Annotated in this window: 13 protein-coding genes and 1 pseudogene; all 14 read left to right on the top strand. The window is 64.1% G+C overall.

Annotated elements, in window-relative coordinates:
* Positions 1–6: 6 nt before the first annotated feature.
* The 14 genes and pseudogenes from RFN30_RS27455 (at position 7) to bioZ (ending at position 14,632) form a co-directional block, all read left to right on the top strand.
* Complete coding sequence (locus RFN30_RS27455; RefSeq protein ID WP_320265199.1) at positions 7–855, top strand: carbohydrate ABC transporter permease; 849 nt, start codon at positions 7–9, stop codon at positions 853–855.
* A 19-nt stretch (positions 856–874) separates the two neighbouring features.
* Positions 875–1,939: an ABC transporter ATP-binding protein gene (locus RFN30_RS27450; protein WP_320265198.1), complete on the top strand. Its 1,065-nt coding sequence runs from the start codon at positions 875–877 to the stop codon at positions 1,937–1,939.
* A gap of 1 nt (position 1,940) precedes the next feature.
* Positions 1,941–2,678 (top strand): formylglycine-generating enzyme family protein, encoded by a 738-nt coding sequence (locus tag RFN30_RS27445; RefSeq protein WP_320265197.1) that lies wholly within the window; start codon positions 1,941–1,943, stop codon positions 2,676–2,678.
* Positions 2,657–3,676, top strand: coding sequence for a ScyD/ScyE family protein (locus RFN30_RS27440; protein WP_320265196.1), 1,020 nt, complete (start codon positions 2,657–2,659; stop codon positions 3,674–3,676). The genes RFN30_RS27445 and RFN30_RS27440 overlap by 22 nt, the downstream gene beginning before the upstream one ends.
* A gap of 904 nt (positions 3,677–4,580) precedes the next feature.
* The gene (locus RFN30_RS27435) at positions 4,581–5,549 is read left to right on the top strand and encodes an NUDIX hydrolase (RefSeq protein WP_320265195.1); all 969 of its coding nucleotides are present in this window, start codon (positions 4,581–4,583) and stop codon (positions 5,547–5,549) included.
* Positions 5,550–5,615: 66 nt separating this feature from the next.
* The gene (gene nadA / locus RFN30_RS27430) at positions 5,616–6,590 is read left to right on the top strand and encodes a quinolinate synthase NadA (protein ID WP_320265194.1); all 975 of its coding nucleotides are present in this window, start codon (positions 5,616–5,618) and stop codon (positions 6,588–6,590) included.
* The gene (locus tag RFN30_RS27425; RefSeq protein ID WP_320265193.1) at positions 6,587–8,122 is read left to right on the top strand and encodes an L-aspartate oxidase; all 1,536 of its coding nucleotides are present in this window, start codon (positions 6,587–6,589) and stop codon (positions 8,120–8,122) included. Before nadA ends, RFN30_RS27425 begins: the two co-directional genes overlap by 4 nt.
* A gap of 2 nt (positions 8,123–8,124) precedes the next feature.
* On the top strand, positions 8,125–9,006 hold the full coding sequence (nadC, locus tag RFN30_RS27420) for a carboxylating nicotinate-nucleotide diphosphorylase (protein WP_320265192.1): 882 nt from the start codon (positions 8,125–8,127) through the stop codon (positions 9,004–9,006).
* A 99-nt stretch (positions 9,007–9,105) separates the two neighbouring features.
* Positions 9,106–9,554, top strand: a pseudogene (gene panD, locus RFN30_RS27415) (aspartate 1-decarboxylase).
* A gap of 66 nt (positions 9,555–9,620) precedes the next feature.
* Entirely contained in the window at positions 9,621–10,616 is a 996-nt protein-coding gene (gene bioB / locus RFN30_RS27410; RefSeq protein WP_320265191.1) for a biotin synthase BioB, read from the top strand.
* Entirely contained in the window at positions 10,613–11,755 is a 1,143-nt protein-coding gene (locus tag RFN30_RS27405) for an 8-amino-7-oxononanoate synthase (RefSeq protein ID WP_320265190.1), read from the top strand. The genes bioB and RFN30_RS27405 overlap by 4 nt, the downstream gene beginning before the upstream one ends.
* Positions 11,752–12,390: a dethiobiotin synthase gene (bioD, locus tag RFN30_RS27400; protein WP_320265189.1), complete on the top strand. Its 639-nt coding sequence runs from the start codon at positions 11,752–11,754 to the stop codon at positions 12,388–12,390. Before RFN30_RS27405 ends, bioD begins: the two co-directional genes overlap by 4 nt.
* Positions 12,387–13,652 (top strand): adenosylmethionine--8-amino-7-oxononanoate transaminase, encoded by a 1,266-nt coding sequence (locus RFN30_RS27395; RefSeq protein ID WP_320265188.1) that lies wholly within the window; start codon positions 12,387–12,389, stop codon positions 13,650–13,652. The genes bioD and RFN30_RS27395 overlap by 4 nt, the downstream gene beginning before the upstream one ends.
* Positions 13,649–14,632 (top strand): 3-oxopimeloyl-[acyl-carrier-protein] synthase BioZ, encoded by a 984-nt coding sequence (gene bioZ, locus RFN30_RS27390; RefSeq protein WP_320265187.1) that lies wholly within the window; start codon positions 13,649–13,651, stop codon positions 14,630–14,632. The genes RFN30_RS27395 and bioZ overlap by 4 nt, the downstream gene beginning before the upstream one ends.
* Positions 14,633–14,712: the final 80 nt, after the last annotated feature.

Here is a 14,712-nt window from a genome sequence, read left to right as displayed (position 1 = left end):
GGATCTATGGCGCACCGCCGTAAAAGTATCGAAATCCAGCGCGTCGCCGCCTATGCGACGATCGCCGTTGCGCTCGTGGTCACCCTCTTCCCGGTCTACTGGATCGCGGCCAACTCGTTCAAATACGACATCGACATCTTCTCGATACCGCCGCAATGGATCCCCGCCAATCCGACGTTGAAGCATTACCGCGCAGCCTTCATCGAGCGGCCCTTCCTGATCTATGCATTGAACAGCCTGATCATCGCTGTCTCGACGACGCTCGTCTCAGTCGTCTTCGGCTCCCTGGCCGGCTATGCGCTTGCCCGTTTCCAGTATCCGGGCAGATGGCGCTATCAGATCTCGTTCTGGATCCTGTCGACGCGCATGATGCCGCCCATCGTGACCATCATCCCGCTCTACATCGCCTTCAACCATCTCGGCATGCTGAACACGAAGCCTGCGGTAATCATCGCCTATACGGCGTTCAACCTGCCTTTCGCGACCTGGATGATGAAGAGCTATTTCCAGGACCTGCCGGTCGAGCTCGAGGAGGCGGCCATGGTCGACGGCGACACGCGATTGGGCGCGTTCCTGCATGTCGCCTTGCCCCTCGCCCGTCCCGGGCTGGCGGCCACAGCCATCTTTTGCCTGATCATTTCGTGGAACGAGTTCCTGCTCGCCCTCATCCTGACCCTGACCGAACGATCGCAGACGCTGCCGATCGGCATTGCCGGCCGCGTCACCCAGTACAACACCTATTGGGGCGAAATCAGCGCTGCCGGCTTCACCGCCTGCATCCCCATCGTGATCTTCGCTTTCGTCGTCCAGAAACATCTAGTCCGCGGCATCTCGTTCGGCGCGGTCAAGGGATGAGCGGTCAAGGGGATGAACCATGGCCTCGGTCGTCTTCCAGCACGTAGTCAAGAAGTTCGGCGCCTTTACCGCGGTCAGCGACCTCAATCTCGAGGTGCGCGACAAGAAGCTTCTCGTCCTGCTCGGACCTTCGGGCTGTGGGAAGACCACGACGATGCGCATGGTCGCTGGCCTCGAAGAGGTCACTGCCGGAGACATCTTCATCGGCAGCGACCGGGTCAACGGCGTGCTGCCGAAATATCGCGATGTCGCGATGGTCTTCCAGTCCTACGCGCTCTACCCCCACCTCAGCGTCGCGGACAACATCGGCTACCCGTTGAAGATCCGCAAGGTGCCGGAAGACAAGCGGCGCCGGATGATCATGGAGGTGGCACGCCGGGTTGAGCTCGACGGGCTGCTCGACCGGCTGCCGAAACAGCTCTCCGGCGGACAGCGCCAGCGCGTGGCCCTCGCTCGTGCCATCATCCGAACGCCAAAGGTCTTCCTGATGGACGAACCGCTGTCCAACCTGGACGCCAAGCTGCGGGTCCAGATGCGGGCCGAACTCAAGCACCTCCAGCACGAGCTGCAAGTGACGACGATCTACGTCACCCACGACCAGATCGAAGCGATGACCCTCGCCGACAGAGTGGCGGTGATGAACAAGGGCGTGATCGAGCAGCTCGGTACGCCAAGGGAAATCTACAACGACCCGAGGACCCTCTTCGTCGCAGGCTTCATCGGCTCGCCGCCGATGAACCTTATCGATGGTGAGGTGAAGGACGGGGTCTTCACAAGCCCCGGTGGCATCAGGGTCGACGGCCTCGGAAGTGCGAGCGTTGCGCGGGCTGTGCTCGGCGTTCGCCCAGAGGACATTCACGTTATCCCCGCCGGAGGCGCAAAGGCCAATATCGCCGCCCCGATCTATTCGGTCGAACTGACTGGCGAAAGCACGTTGGTCACCGTGCGCGCCGGTGCGGCCTTGCTCGCTGTTCGCGCAGACAAGAACTTCGCCGGCGACTACGACCAGATCGTGCAGGTAGGCTTCTCGCCCGAACGCGCATTCGTGTTCGATCGCCAGAGTCAGGAACGTGTCGATTTCTAGGATGCTCCTCGCCGTGGCCTCACTCATGTGGGCCGGAGCCGCCGCTGCCGACGATGATGCTATCGCAGACAACCCGCTTGTCGAAATACCAGGAGGCCCGTTCGTCTTCGGTAACGACATGGGCAATGAAAACGAGCGGCCGCAACACATTGTCGAAGGCCAGGCCTTCGCCATGAACCAGACCGAGATCACCAACGCACAGTACCGCCGCTTCGTCACAGCAACGGGCCATCGGGCCGCTTTCTACGACCGGCATCCAGCCCTGGGCCTGCCCGACCATCCGGTCGTCGGCGTCAGCTTTGCCGATGCCGAGGCGTTTTGCGCCCATTACGGCCTGAAGCTGCCGTCCGAGCAGGAATACGAGCGCGCGGCGCGCGGGACGCAAGGAGCGCGCTTTCCTTGGGGCGACGCGCCGGTCGACGCCGCACGCGCCAATTACGGGCGCGACACCTGTTGCGGTGGTGATGACATCACGGCGCCCGCACGGTCGCTTCCCCAAGGGGCAAGCAAGGAGGGGCTGCTTAATCTCGTCGGCAATGTGTGGGAATGGACCCGTGATTTCTACGCACCCTACAGCGGTGAAGCGCCGCCCGAGATAGGCGGAAAGTATCGAGTGCTTCGCGGCGGCGCGTGGAACAGCGACCCCGCCCGCCTGAGCGCGACCTACCGGCTTGCCTACGACCCCGATTTTCGCTTCGCTGCCAACGGAGGCTTCCGATGCGTGCGCTCGCCGGATTGATCGCCCTCTCACTCATGATGGTCGCAGCCGACGGCTTAGCGGAACCGAAGGCGGCGCCGGGATACGAAGTCGAAACCGTGCAAAAGCCGGGAGCGATCTTTGCCGGCCTTGCACGCGACGGCGATGCGCTTCTGGTCACGGACCTGGCCGACGGCCGCCTCTACAGGCGCGGCCCGAATGGCCAATTCACCGCATTCGGGCCGGTCTTGCCGCACGGCACCGACGTCATGGGCGACCCGACCGGACCCTATAGGGTTGAGCGCCATGGCAAAGGCTATCTCGTCGCCCAGGGCTGGACGCCGGCGGACCGCAATGAGGACGCCAACGACCATGCAATGCTCGAGGTCGATGAGGGCGCCGTCACGAAGGTCGTCAGCAACGACTTCTGGAACCCCTACGACTTCGCCATGTCGGGCGACACGCTCTACGTAATAGACGCCGCGCGGAACTCGGTCGAACGTCTTCTGGTCGACGGGAGCGGTCGAACAGAGCTCTTCGCCTTTGCCCGGCTGAGCACCAGCGGCCAGACCTTAACGGCCTTGTCGCCGACCGAATTCGGCGACAAGCAAAAATACGAGTTCGACGCGGTTCCGACTGGCCTTGCCGTGCATGGTGGCCGGCTTTACGTCTCCCTGTTTGGCGGATTTCCCTTTCTTGCCGGCAGCGGCCGTATCGTCTCGCTGCCGCAGGCCGGCCAAACAAGCATCGCCCGCATCGAGGCCGCCGGCCTGAATGCCCCGGTCGATGTCGTCTTCGATGCGACGGAAGAGATGCTGGTCCTGGAGCACGGCACTTTCGATCAGTCCAGTGGCTGGGCGTCTGACAGCGGCAGGCTCCTCGAGATGGACCTCGTCTCAGGAAAAAGGCAGGTGCTTCTCGACGGTCTGACCCGCCCGGTCGACGTGCTGCCTCTCGACAACGGTGGTTTCGTCATCTCGCAACTGGACGGGAAGCTCGTCTTTCTCAGGCAGACAGGGCCTGCCCAGCCGCACCCCTAAAATCTGCAATCGACACGTAGCCGACGCTACCGGAATGCCCGCCAGCGCCGGTGAGTTGCCGAGATCTATAGATCCAATGCGTCGGTGCACCAGCAACTCGTAGGAAGGAGGAGTCTCCCAACCGGCACTCCATGGGCGCTGCTAGGCTCAGCGGACCATGTGTATCGAAAATGTTAACACCGCTCGCGGCCAACGTCATCCATCAATCGGTATAGAGTTCCAGCAGCCGGACGGCCGATCGAGGGCCGCGATGTCGGCGGCAGCCGACCTAAAAAGTCCGTTTCAACAAACGATTTCTACAACGGCGCTGTATTGGCGGTAGCCCTCCTGCGACTCGAACCCCCGTATCACTGGGTATCGGCCAGAGCTTTCAGCGTCTAACATAGGTGCAGATACGTCACTTGGCACACAGTATTCGGAAACCGAACCAATCCAGAGAAATATTTTGTTGGTATTTTTGTTGGTCAAAACTGCCACAGCACGATCCTCAACCAACTGAATACAAAGCGATATTTCTTTGACTTGGATTCCGCCTCTGGCACCATCCCCTCTTCTCCCGACATTCCTGTTCGCCGAAGCCTCTACGCTTCAGTCTCCGCAAATCGCTGAATTTGCTTATGTTTTCGGGCATTGGATAGGGAACGAGCCGAAGCTGGGAACCGAACCGATCCACAGAAAAAATTTTTGGTATTTCTTTTGGATGGCATTGCCGGCTGTAGCATCAACTATTTAAAAACAAAGACGGATTTAGCTCGTTTGGATCCGCCTCCGCCACTATCAACTTCTAGAAGAAGGCAATAGCTCGGCCTATCTTCGGCAGCACGTGTGAATGGCGGCAGCCCAAGCTAGCGAAGGCCGTAATCCAAGCGCTGCGACCGCATTTAACTGAAACGCGCGCGAAAATATGCAGGACCAGATGTCCGCTACAACGAAGAAGAGCGCGTCGGGCAAGGCGCAAGACGCCAGCGTAGACCTGATCGCGGTCGTTGTAGCGGTTACGGATCAGGGGCCGAGCGTGCTCACCGTCGGAGGGGCCAATGCCCTACCTTCGGGCCCATTTGAACTTGGTCATCGTTCTCTGCAGTTCGGCCTCCGTGCATGGGTGGAGCATCAGACCGGCCACCAGCTCGGCTATATCGAGCAGCTCTACACCTTTGCCGACCGCGACCGGATTGGCGAGCAACGCCAGCAGCGGGTGATCTCGATCAGCTACCTTGCCCTGACACGCGCAGAGCACGCCGCCGGCCCGAGCATGCGCGCCTGGCGGAGCTGGTACGACTATTTTCCTTGGGAAGATCACCGTTCCGGCGCCCCGCCGATGGTCTCGGACATACTGCAGTCGCGCCTGCTGACCTGGGCGGACGAGGCCAGTCACGATCCATTGCGGCGCGAGCGCCGACAGCGGGCTGCAATCGCCTTTGGCTTTGACGGCCGCGACTGGAACGAAGAGCTCGTCCTGCAGCGTTACGAACTCCTCTACGAGGCAGCCCTGGTCGAAGAGGCAACGCGCGGGTCGGAGCAAAGCGCATCCTCGCCGATACCCGGGACGTCGATGATAGCCGACCATCGTCGCATCCTGGCGACGGGGATCGCGCGGCTGCGCTCCAAGATCAAATACCGGCCCGTCGTGTTCGAACTGATGCCGCCCGTATTCACCTTCCTGCAATTGCAGCGCACAGTGGAAGCGCTCTCCGGAAGGCTGGTCCACAAGCCGAACTTCCGGCGCCTCATCGAGCAGCAGGAACTGGTCGAGGAGACGGGCGAGACGACCGCCGACACTGTCGGGCGACCGGCGAAGCTTTTCCGCTTCCGCCATGCCGTTCTCGACGAGCGGGTTGTCGCAGGGACGAAATTGCCACTATCGCGCGCTTGACAGGCATTATTCTCATAGTAAGAATATATCCAGATTATACTCATTATGAGAATAATTGGAGCGCCGATGTCCGTTTCGTTGCCGACCGCCGCATCCCTCTACGATCGCGTCCAGCGGGTGATCCCGCCGATCGAATGGCCAGCCTTCACCGGCGACATCGACGCCATCCTGGCGCTGAAGCGCGAGCGCAACGCCGTCATCCTGGCGCACAATTACCAGACGCCCGAAATCTTCCATTGCGTGGCCGACATCGTCGGCGACAGCCTGGCGCTGGCCCGCAAGGCGATGTCGGTCGATGCGGACGTCATCGTGCTGGCCGGCGTGCATTTCATGGCCGAGACGGCGAAGCTGCTCAATCCCGGTAAGACCGTGCTCATCCCGGATCTCGGCGCCGGCTGCTCGCTGGCCGACTCGATTACGGCTTCGGACGTTCGGCTGATGCGGCAACGCTATCCCGGCCTGCCGGTCGTGACCTACGTCAACACCTCCGCGGCGGTAAAGGCAGAGTCCGACATCTGCTGCACCTCGGGCAATGCGCTGGCGGTGGTGGAATCGCTCGGCGTGCCGCGGGTGATCATGCTGCCCGACGAATATCTGGCGAAGAACATCGCGGCGCAGACGAAGGTCGAGATCATCGCCTGGAAGGGACACTGCGAGGTCCACGAACGCTTCAGTCCTGCCGATATACGCGAACTGCGCGAGGCGTATCCCGGCGTCACGGTTCTTGCCCATCCCGAGTGCCCGCCGGACGTTGTCGCGGAAGCGGATTTCGCGGGCTCGACAGCGGCGATGTCCGACTATGTCGGACGGCATAAACCGGCGCGCGTCGTGCTGATGACCGAATGCTCGATGAGCGACAATGTCGCCGTCGAGCATCCCGAGGTCGACTTCGTGCGCCCCTGCAACCTCTGCCCGCATATGAAGCGCATCACGCTCGCCAACATCCGCACGGCACTCGAGGAGAACCGCCACGTCGTGGCGATCGATCGCGGCATCGCCGACCGCGCACGACTGGCGGTGGAACGGATGCTCGCCGTATGACGATGGACCATCTCCACGGCCGGCCGGTCATCATCGGCGGCGGCATCGCGGGCCTCATGACGGCGCTTCATCTCGCCCCGGAGCCGGTGGTTCTCATCTCCAAAGCTTCGCTGGGAGACGAAACCTCCAGCACCCTTGCCCAGGGTGGGATTGCGGCAAGCCTGGGCAGCGATGATTGCCCGGATCTGCATCTTGCCGACACACTCGCTGCCGGCGACGGGCTTGGCGACGAGATGGCCGTGAGGCGAGTCGTCGAGGCGGCACCGCAAGCGATCGAACATCTCGCGCGGCTGGGCGTTGCTTTCGACCAAGCGCTCGACGGCACGTGGCTGCGCGGGCTGGAAGCCGCGCATTCGCGCCGGCGTATCGTCCATGCGGGCGGCGACGCCACCGGCCGCGAGCTGATCCGTGCGCTTGTCGCCGCCGTGCGGCGGACGCCTTCTATTTCCGTCCTTGAAGGCGTCGAGGTCCGAAGTCTCTTTGTCGAGGACGGCGAAATAGCCGGCGTGCTTGCTGTCGGAGAAGGCGACGCGATGACGCTCTCGACAGGCCGCGTGGTGCTCGCGACCGGCGGCATAGGCAGCCTCTTCCATCATACGACGAACCCGCTCGGCTCGTTCGGCCAGGGCCTGGCGCTTGCCGCGCGTGCGGACGCTGAGCTTGCCGATCTAGAATTCGTCCAGTTCCATCCGACCGCGCTCGACGGCCCGAGGCGTCCGATGCCGCTGGTGAGCGAAGCGGTGCGCGGCGAAGGCGCGGTTCTCGTCGACGAACATGGCCGGCGCTTCCTCGCCGATACGCCCGCAGGCGAATTGGCGCCGCGCGATGTCGTGGCGCGGGGTGTATGGCATCAGCTTGGCGCCGGGCATCGAGTGTTCCTCGATGCGCGGCAGTGCCTCGGGCCGAGATTCGCCGAGCGTTTTCCCGCGATCGCATTGCTCTGCCACGAGGCCGGCATCGACCCTGCTCGGGAGCCTATCCCCGTGCGTCCTGCGGCCCACTATCACATGGGTGGCGTGGCCGTGGACACCGAGGGTCGCAGCTCGCTTCGCGGCCTGTGGGCGTGTGGCGAGGTCGCCCGGACCGGGCTGCACGGAGCCAACCGGCTTGCCAGCAACTCGCTCGTCGAAGCCGTAACATCGGCCTCCTGGGTCGCTGCAAGCGTCGCAGCCGCGTCGCCAAGCGCGCACAAACGGCTGAAGCCGGCGATCGTGCCGCCGCGACCCGATGCCTCGCGCATCCGTCCGATCGCTTCGCATGCGCTCGGCATCGAGCGCGACGGCCAGACGCTGCGCGCGGCGGCGATGATGCTGGCCCCGATTGCCGCCAGTCGCGATGCCGCCTCGGACCCCGCGCTGGTAGCTTTGATGATCACGGTCGCAGCTCTTCGCCGCAAGGAAAGCCGAGGCTCGCACTTCCGGACCGATTTCCCCAGCCGCGATACACAGCCGCGATCTCTGCGGCTGACCTTCGACGGGGCATTCGAGGCGTCAGCCGCCCTTAGCAACCTACTCCCAGCACGGATCGCCTAAAAATGACGCCACTACTGCCTCTACCCTCGATCATTATCGAGCCGATTGTGCGCAATGCGCTCGTGGAGGACCTGGGCAGAGGGAGCGACCTGACCAGCGAATCGGTCATTCCCCATGACCGCGCGGCTACGCTTGCGCTTACCGCGCGGCAGGCGGGCGTGATTGCCGGGCTCGACCTGGCAGCCTACGCCTTCCTGCTCGTCGAAACGACGATCGATATGCAGGTGCGGCGTCCCGACGGCAGCGAAGTGGCGGTGGGCGAGACGGTCGCCAGCGTCAGCGGGCCGGCGCGCGCCCTGCTCACCGCCGAGCGCACCGCACTCAACTTCCTGTGCCACCTGAGCGGCATTGCGACCGCCACAGCGGCGATAGTCGACGCCGTACGCGGCCACAAGGCCAAGATCGTCTGCACGAGAAAGACGACACCCGGCCTTCGCGCCCTCGAAAAATATGCCGTGCGTGCGGGCGGCGGAGCCAATCATCGTTTCGGGCTCGACGACGCTATGCTGATCAAAGACAACCACATCGCGATTGCCGGCGATATCCGCACGGCGATCGAGCGCGCGCGGGCGGCTGCTGGCCATATGGTGAAGATCGAGGTCGAGGTCGACACGCTTGAACAGCTCGATATAGCACTCGCGGCGGGAATCGATGCTGTGCTCTTGGACAACATGTCCGTCGAGCAGCTGACCCAGGCGGTAGCAATGGTGGGTGGCCGCGCCATCACAGAGGCGTCCGGCCGGGTGAACGTTCAGACGGCACCTGCGATTGCAGCGACCGGGGTCGACCTGATATCGGTCGGCTGGATCACCCACAGCGCGCCGATCCTCGATATCGGCTTGGACATCGCGGTCGATACGAACATGAACAGGCTCTTGAACTGAGGCAGAGCTGAGAGCCGAGCCCTAAGCTGGCCTAGTCGTCCACCGCCGCTCCTACAAGATAAGCGACGCAGCGCAATTTGAACGGTCTGGAGGAATGGCATGCGCAAAATCGTTGCCGGCAAGCTGCACGGCACCACGTCACCGAGGCCAATCTCGACTACCATGGCTCGATCACGCTCGACCCCGACCATTGCGAGGAGGCGGGCATCCTGCCGATGGAATTCGTCGATATCTGGAACAAGAACTCCGGCGCAAGGATCTCGACCTACGTCATCCTCGACGAACGCGGATCGCGCTGCTGCATCCTCAATGGCGCCGCGGCCCGCACCAGCCAGCCGGGCGATCAGGTCATCATCTGCAATTCGGTCTATGTGCACGAGAGGGAGCTGACCGCGCTCAAGCCGCGTGTGCTGGCCTTCGACAAGGACAATCGCGTCGTCGACCATCTGACCTATTCGGTTGAGCGCGACGCGGTCGGAGGCTACAGCTTTTCGATACTCGACGTCGCTAATAAGCCGCTCCCTATACCCGCGCTTGTTGCCAAATAGAAATTGAGCTCGGCGGCCGATCTTCCGGATTGCCGGCCGCCGAATAACCCTCGAAGCGGAGGTGGAATGAACCCGCAGCTACATGTGGACGCGACCGGTGAGCCGATCAGCCCAGGCTCCCCGCAATGGAATCGGGAAGCGGCGCAGGCAGTCTACGACCTGCCCTTCAACGACTTGCTGTTCCGAGCCCAGACGATTCACCGCGAGAATTTCGATCCCAACCGGGTGCAGCTGTCGCGCCTGCTTTCGATCAAGACCGGCGGCTGCCCGGAGGATTGCGGCTATTGCAGCCAGTCGTCGCATCACCAGTCCGGGCTCAAGGCGTCGAAGCTGATGGAGGTTCAATTCATCGCCGAGGCCAGGAAGGCGCGCGACGCAGGCGCCACGCGCTATTGCATGGGGGCGGCCTGGCGCAGCCCCAAGGAGCGCGACATGGACACCGTCGTCGCCATGGTCGAGGGCGTGAAGGCTCTCGGCATGGAGACCTGCATGACGCTCGGCATGCTCGACCTCGGTCAGGCGCAGCGGCTGAAGCAGGCCGGCCTCGACTACTACAACCACAACATCGACACCTCCGAGCGCTACTATCGCGAGATCATCTCGACCCGGACCTTCACTGAGCGGCTGGACACGCTGGCCAATGTCCGCGACAGCGGCATCAAGGTCTGCTGCGGCGGCATTGTCGGGATGGGCGAGGAGAAGGCCGACCGCATCGACATGCTGGTGACTTTGGCCAATCTGCCGGAGCCGCCCGACAGCGTGCCGATCAACATGCTGATCCCGATCGAGGGCACGCCGCTCGGCGAGGCCGAGTCCATCGAGCCGATCGAATTCGTGCGAACCATCGCGCTCGCCCGCATCATGATGCCGAAATCGCATGTGCGGCTCTCGGCCGGCCGCACGGCGATGAGCGACGAGATGCAGGCTCTCTGCTTCTTCGCGGGTGCCAACTCCATCTTTGTCGGCGACACTTTGCTGACCGCCGGGAACCCTGGAGAGGACAAGGACGGCGCGCTGTTTCGCCGGCTGGGCATCAAGCCGATGGAGCGCGAAGCCCAGTGAAAGGGCACGCTTCGCTCGAGCGCTACGAGGCCAGCCTGCGAGGGCTGGCCCGCAAGAGCCGATTGCGGACCCTCAGCGCCCGCGCCGGCCTCGACTTCGCCTCCAACGACTATCTCGGCCTCGCTTGCTCGCAGCGTATCGCGGAGGCAGTTACTGCGGCACTCGCCGCCGGCACGCCCGTCGGAGCGACCGGCTCACGGTTGCTGCGCGGCAACATGCCTGAGCATGAAGCGCTCGAAGCCAAGGCAGCCGCGTTCTTCGGCGCCGAGCGCGCTCTGTTCTTCGGCGGCGGCTATGTCGCCAATTTCGCGGTGCTCACGACCTTGCCGCAAAAGGGCGATCTGATCGTGCTGGACGAACTCGTCCATGCCAGCGCGCATGAGGGGGCGCGAGCCGGCCGCGCCGAAGTGACGGAAGCCGCGCACAATGACGCCGACGCGGTCAACGATGCGATCCGAAACTGGCGCGCGAGAGGTGGCGCGGGCCGCCCCTGGATCGTGGTCGAGAGCCTCTACAGCATGGACGGCGACCGGGCTTCGCTCGATGAACTGATCGAGGTTGCGGACCGCCACGATTCGTTCCTGTTTGTGGACGAGGCGCACGCCACCGGTATCTACGGCCCGGACGGGCGCGGGCTCGCGCACGATCTCGAAGGCCGCGACAATGTCGTGGTGCTGCACACCTGCGGCAAGGCGCTGGGCGCATCCGGCGCGCTGATCACCGCGCCCGCGCTGCTTTGCGACTATCTCGTCAACCGGTGCCGTCCCTTCATCTACGCCACCGCGCCCTCGCCGCTGATGGCCGTGGCGGCGGCAACGGCCCTCGACATCGTCGCCGACGAGCCGGAGCGCCGCGACCGGCTGGCGCGGCTGGTCGCGCTTGCAGCCAAGAGGGCCGAGGGCCTTGGCTTGCCTGCGAGCGGTTCGCAGATCCTGCCGGTCGTCGTCGGCGACAATGCCCGCGCCATGGCGCTGGCTGAAGCTTTGCAGTCGCGCGGCTTCGACGTGCGGGGCATCCGCCCGCCAACCGTGCCCGAGGGCACGGCAAGGCTCAGGATCTCGCTGACGCTGAATATCGGCGAGGACGATGTTTCGGCACTGTTTGATGCCCTTGCCGACGAATGGGAGCACAGACCATGACGGCGCGGGTCGTCGTGACCGGCACCGACACCGGCGTCGGCAAGACGGTTTTTTCGGCCGGCCTCGCGGGCCTGCTCGACGGTTTCTATTGGAAGCCGGTTCAATCGGGCCTCGACGAGGAGACCGACAGCGAGGTCGTTGCCCGCCTCTCTGGCTTACCTGCGGGGCGCGTCGTGCCGGAAGTGTACCGTCTGAAGATGCCTCTGTCGCCGCACCGGTCGGCCGAAATCGATGGCGTCGCGATCGAGGCGGCAAAGCTCTCGCCACCGGAGTTGCCGGGCCCGCTCGTCATCGAGGGTGCCGGCGGGCTGATGGTGCCGCTCAACCGGCAGACGAGGTTCATCGATATTTTCCGGGAATGGCAACTACCGGTCATTCTTTGCGCGCGCACGGCGCTCGGGACCATCAACCACACCCTGCTTTCGCTCGAGGCTCTGCGCGCCCGCTCCATACCCCTGCTCGGCGTCGCGTTCATCGGCGACGAGATGGCCGATACGCAAAGGACGATCGCCGAGATGGGCAAGGTGCGGGTGCTTGGTCGTCTGCCGCGTCTTGATCCGCTGAAGCCTGAGACGCTTGCCGCGGCGATGCGGGCCTCGTTCAACGTCGCCGACTTCATGGAGGCCCCGCATTGAGCCGCTCCGCTGTCTGGCACCCCTTCACCCAACATGCCACCGAGCCGGTTCCGCCGACGATCGCGCGCACTGAAGGCGCCTATATCGAGACGCGCGAAGGCCGGCGCATACTCGATGCGATCTCGTCGTGGTGGGTGATCACCCACGGCCACCGCCACCCGACGATCATGGCAGCGATCCGGGAGGCGACCGAAACGCTCGACCAGGTGATCTTCGCCGGCCTCAGCCACGAGCCGGCTGAGCAATTGGCATCGGCGCTGATCGACATGACGCCGGCCGGCCTCGACTGGGTCTTCTTTTCCGACAGCGGCTCGACCAGCGTCGAGGTGGCACTGAAAATGGCGCTCGGCTTTCACCGCAACAACGGCGCGCCGCGCTCGCGCATCGTCGTCATGGAGCATAGCTATCACGGCGACACCATCGGCACGATGAGTGTGGGCGCGCGCGGTGTCTTCAACGCCGCTTACGAGCCCCTGCTGTTCGAGGTCGACACCATCCCCTTCCCCGCCGCGGGCCGGGAGCAGGAAACGCTCGATGCCTTCGAGCGGCTGGCGCGTGACCGCCAGGTTGCCGCACTGATCGTCGAGCCGCTGGTGCTCGGCGCCGGCGGCATGCTGATGTACCCGGCCTGGGTGCCCGCCGAACTCAAACGTATTGCCGAGCGCTCCGAGACGCTCTTCATCGCCGATGAAGTGATGACCGGTTGGGGCCGCACCGGCACGATCTTCGCTTGCGAGCAGGCAGCGGTCACGCCCGACATTTTGTGCACCTCCAAGGGATTGACGGGCGGCTCGCTGCCGCTCGCGGCGACGCTCGCCACCGATGCGATTTTCCGGGCGCATTATTCCACGGATCGGACCAGGACGTTCTTTCATTCCAGCTCCTACACGGCGAACCCGATCGCTTGCGCGGCAGCGCTCGCGAATGTCGGCATCTGGCGTGACGAACCCGTGGCGGAACGCGTGGCCGCCCTATCGCGAATGCAAGCGGAAAAGGTTGCACGGTTCAGCCAAGATCCGCGTTTTGAGAATGCGCGCACGGCCGGCACCATCGCCGCGCTCGACCTCCGCGTCGGCAAGGCAGGCTATCTGGCCGAGGTCGGCCCCAAGCTGCGCGCCTTCTTCCTCGAGCGCGGATTGCTGGTGAGGCCGCTTGGCAACGTCATCTACGTGCTGCCGCCATACTGCGTGACATCCGACGAACTCGACCGTCTATACGACGCAATCGACGAGGCGGCTGAACTTGCGGGCGACGACCGATGAACCGCACGGCGCGGATCATAGGCCTCGGCCATCACGTGCCGGCGCGCAGGGTCGGCAATGCAGAGATCGAGGCAAGCTTCGGGCTGGAGGCGGGCTGGATCGAGCAGCGCACCGGCATCCGCTCGCGTTTCTGGGCGGAGCCAGGCGACACGCTTTCCGGACTGGCGACCAAGGCGGGCGACATGGCGCTCAAGGCCGCCGGCATCGATCGCAAGGAGATCGGTCTATTGCTTCTGGCCACGTCGACGCCGGACCATCTGCTGCCGCCGAGCGCGCCGCTGGTGGCGCACAGACTTGGCCTTGAGAGGGCCGGCGGGGTCGACCTTGCCGGCGCCTGCGCGGGATTCATTTATGCGATGACCTTCGCCGACGGCTTCGTGCGGTTGCACAACAAACCGGCCATCGTCATCGCCGCCAACATATTGAGCCGCCGGATCAATCCGGCAGAGCGCGCGAGCGCGGTGCTCTTTGCCGATGCCGCGGGCGCTGTGGTGTTGGCCCCGTCCGGCGATCCCGGCCACGGCATCCTCGGCTCATCTTTTGCCTCGGACGGGTCCGCCTATGGCCTGATCCAGATCCCGGCCGGCGGCAGCAACCGTCCCTTCGCGGAGGAGATCGACATCGCCGAAACCCGCATGACCATCGCGAACGGCCGCGATGTCTTCGCCAAGGCGGTGGAGATGATGAGCCGATGCTCCGTCGAAGCACTGGCTGCGGCCGGACTTTCGGTACCTGACATCACGCGTTTCGTGCCGCACCAGGCCAATGCCCGCATCTTCAACGCGGTCGGCAAGTCGCTCGGCATCGAGGATGAGCGCATCGTCAAGACCATCGCCGACTATGGCAACTCGTCGGCTGCGACGATCCCGCTGTCGCTGTCGGTTGCCCACGGAGCCGATCCCTTTCGACCGGGCGAGAAACTGCTGCTTGCCGCGGCTGGTGCCGGCCTGACTGGTGGAGCGCTGGTGGTTGGTTTCTGACCGGCAGGGCGCCCACCGATCCCGTGGAACGCGGCGCCTGACGATCCCAATCTCCCTTGAGGAGCACCTGCCCGCAACAG

The sequence above is a fragment of the Mesorhizobium dulcispinae genome, from assembly GCF_033977345.1.
GTDB lineage: Bacteria > Pseudomonadota > Alphaproteobacteria > Rhizobiales > Rhizobiaceae > Mesorhizobium > Mesorhizobium dulcispinae.
Note: the sequence above shows the minus strand (reverse complement) of the source record. Positions and strands in the feature narration are given on the sequence as shown.

What these genes read in the sequence shown, in the direction of transcription:
- RFN30_RS27455 (WP_320265199.1), top strand. Translation starts at nt 7, where the DNA reads ATGGCGCACCGCCGTAAAAGTATCGAAATCCAGCGCGTCGCCGCCTAT.
- RFN30_RS27450 (WP_320265198.1), top strand. Translation starts at nt 875, where the DNA reads ATGGCCTCGGTCGTCTTCCAGCACGTAGTCAAGAAGTTCGGCGCCTTT.
- RFN30_RS27445 (WP_320265197.1), top strand. Translation starts at nt 1,941, where the DNA reads ATGCTCCTCGCCGTGGCCTCACTCATGTGGGCCGGAGCCGCCGCTGCC.
- RFN30_RS27440 (WP_320265196.1), top strand. Translation starts at nt 2,657, where the DNA reads ATGCGTGCGCTCGCCGGATTGATCGCCCTCTCACTCATGATGGTCGCA.
- RFN30_RS27435 (WP_320265195.1), top strand. Translation starts at nt 4,581, where the DNA reads ATGCAGGACCAGATGTCCGCTACAACGAAGAAGAGCGCGTCGGGCAAG.
- nadA (WP_320265194.1), top strand. Translation starts at nt 5,616, where the DNA reads ATGTCCGTTTCGTTGCCGACCGCCGCATCCCTCTACGATCGCGTCCAG.
- RFN30_RS27425 (WP_320265193.1), top strand. Translation starts at nt 6,587, where the DNA reads ATGACGATGGACCATCTCCACGGCCGGCCGGTCATCATCGGCGGCGGC.
- nadC (WP_320265192.1), top strand. Translation starts at nt 8,125, where the DNA reads ATGACGCCACTACTGCCTCTACCCTCGATCATTATCGAGCCGATTGTG.
- bioB (WP_320265191.1), top strand. Translation starts at nt 9,621, where the DNA reads ATGAACCCGCAGCTACATGTGGACGCGACCGGTGAGCCGATCAGCCCA.
- bioD (WP_320265189.1), top strand. Translation starts at nt 11,752, where the DNA reads ATGACGGCGCGGGTCGTCGTGACCGGCACCGACACCGGCGTCGGCAAG.
- bioZ (WP_320265187.1), top strand. Translation starts at nt 13,649, where the DNA reads ATGAACCGCACGGCGCGGATCATAGGCCTCGGCCATCACGTGCCGGCG.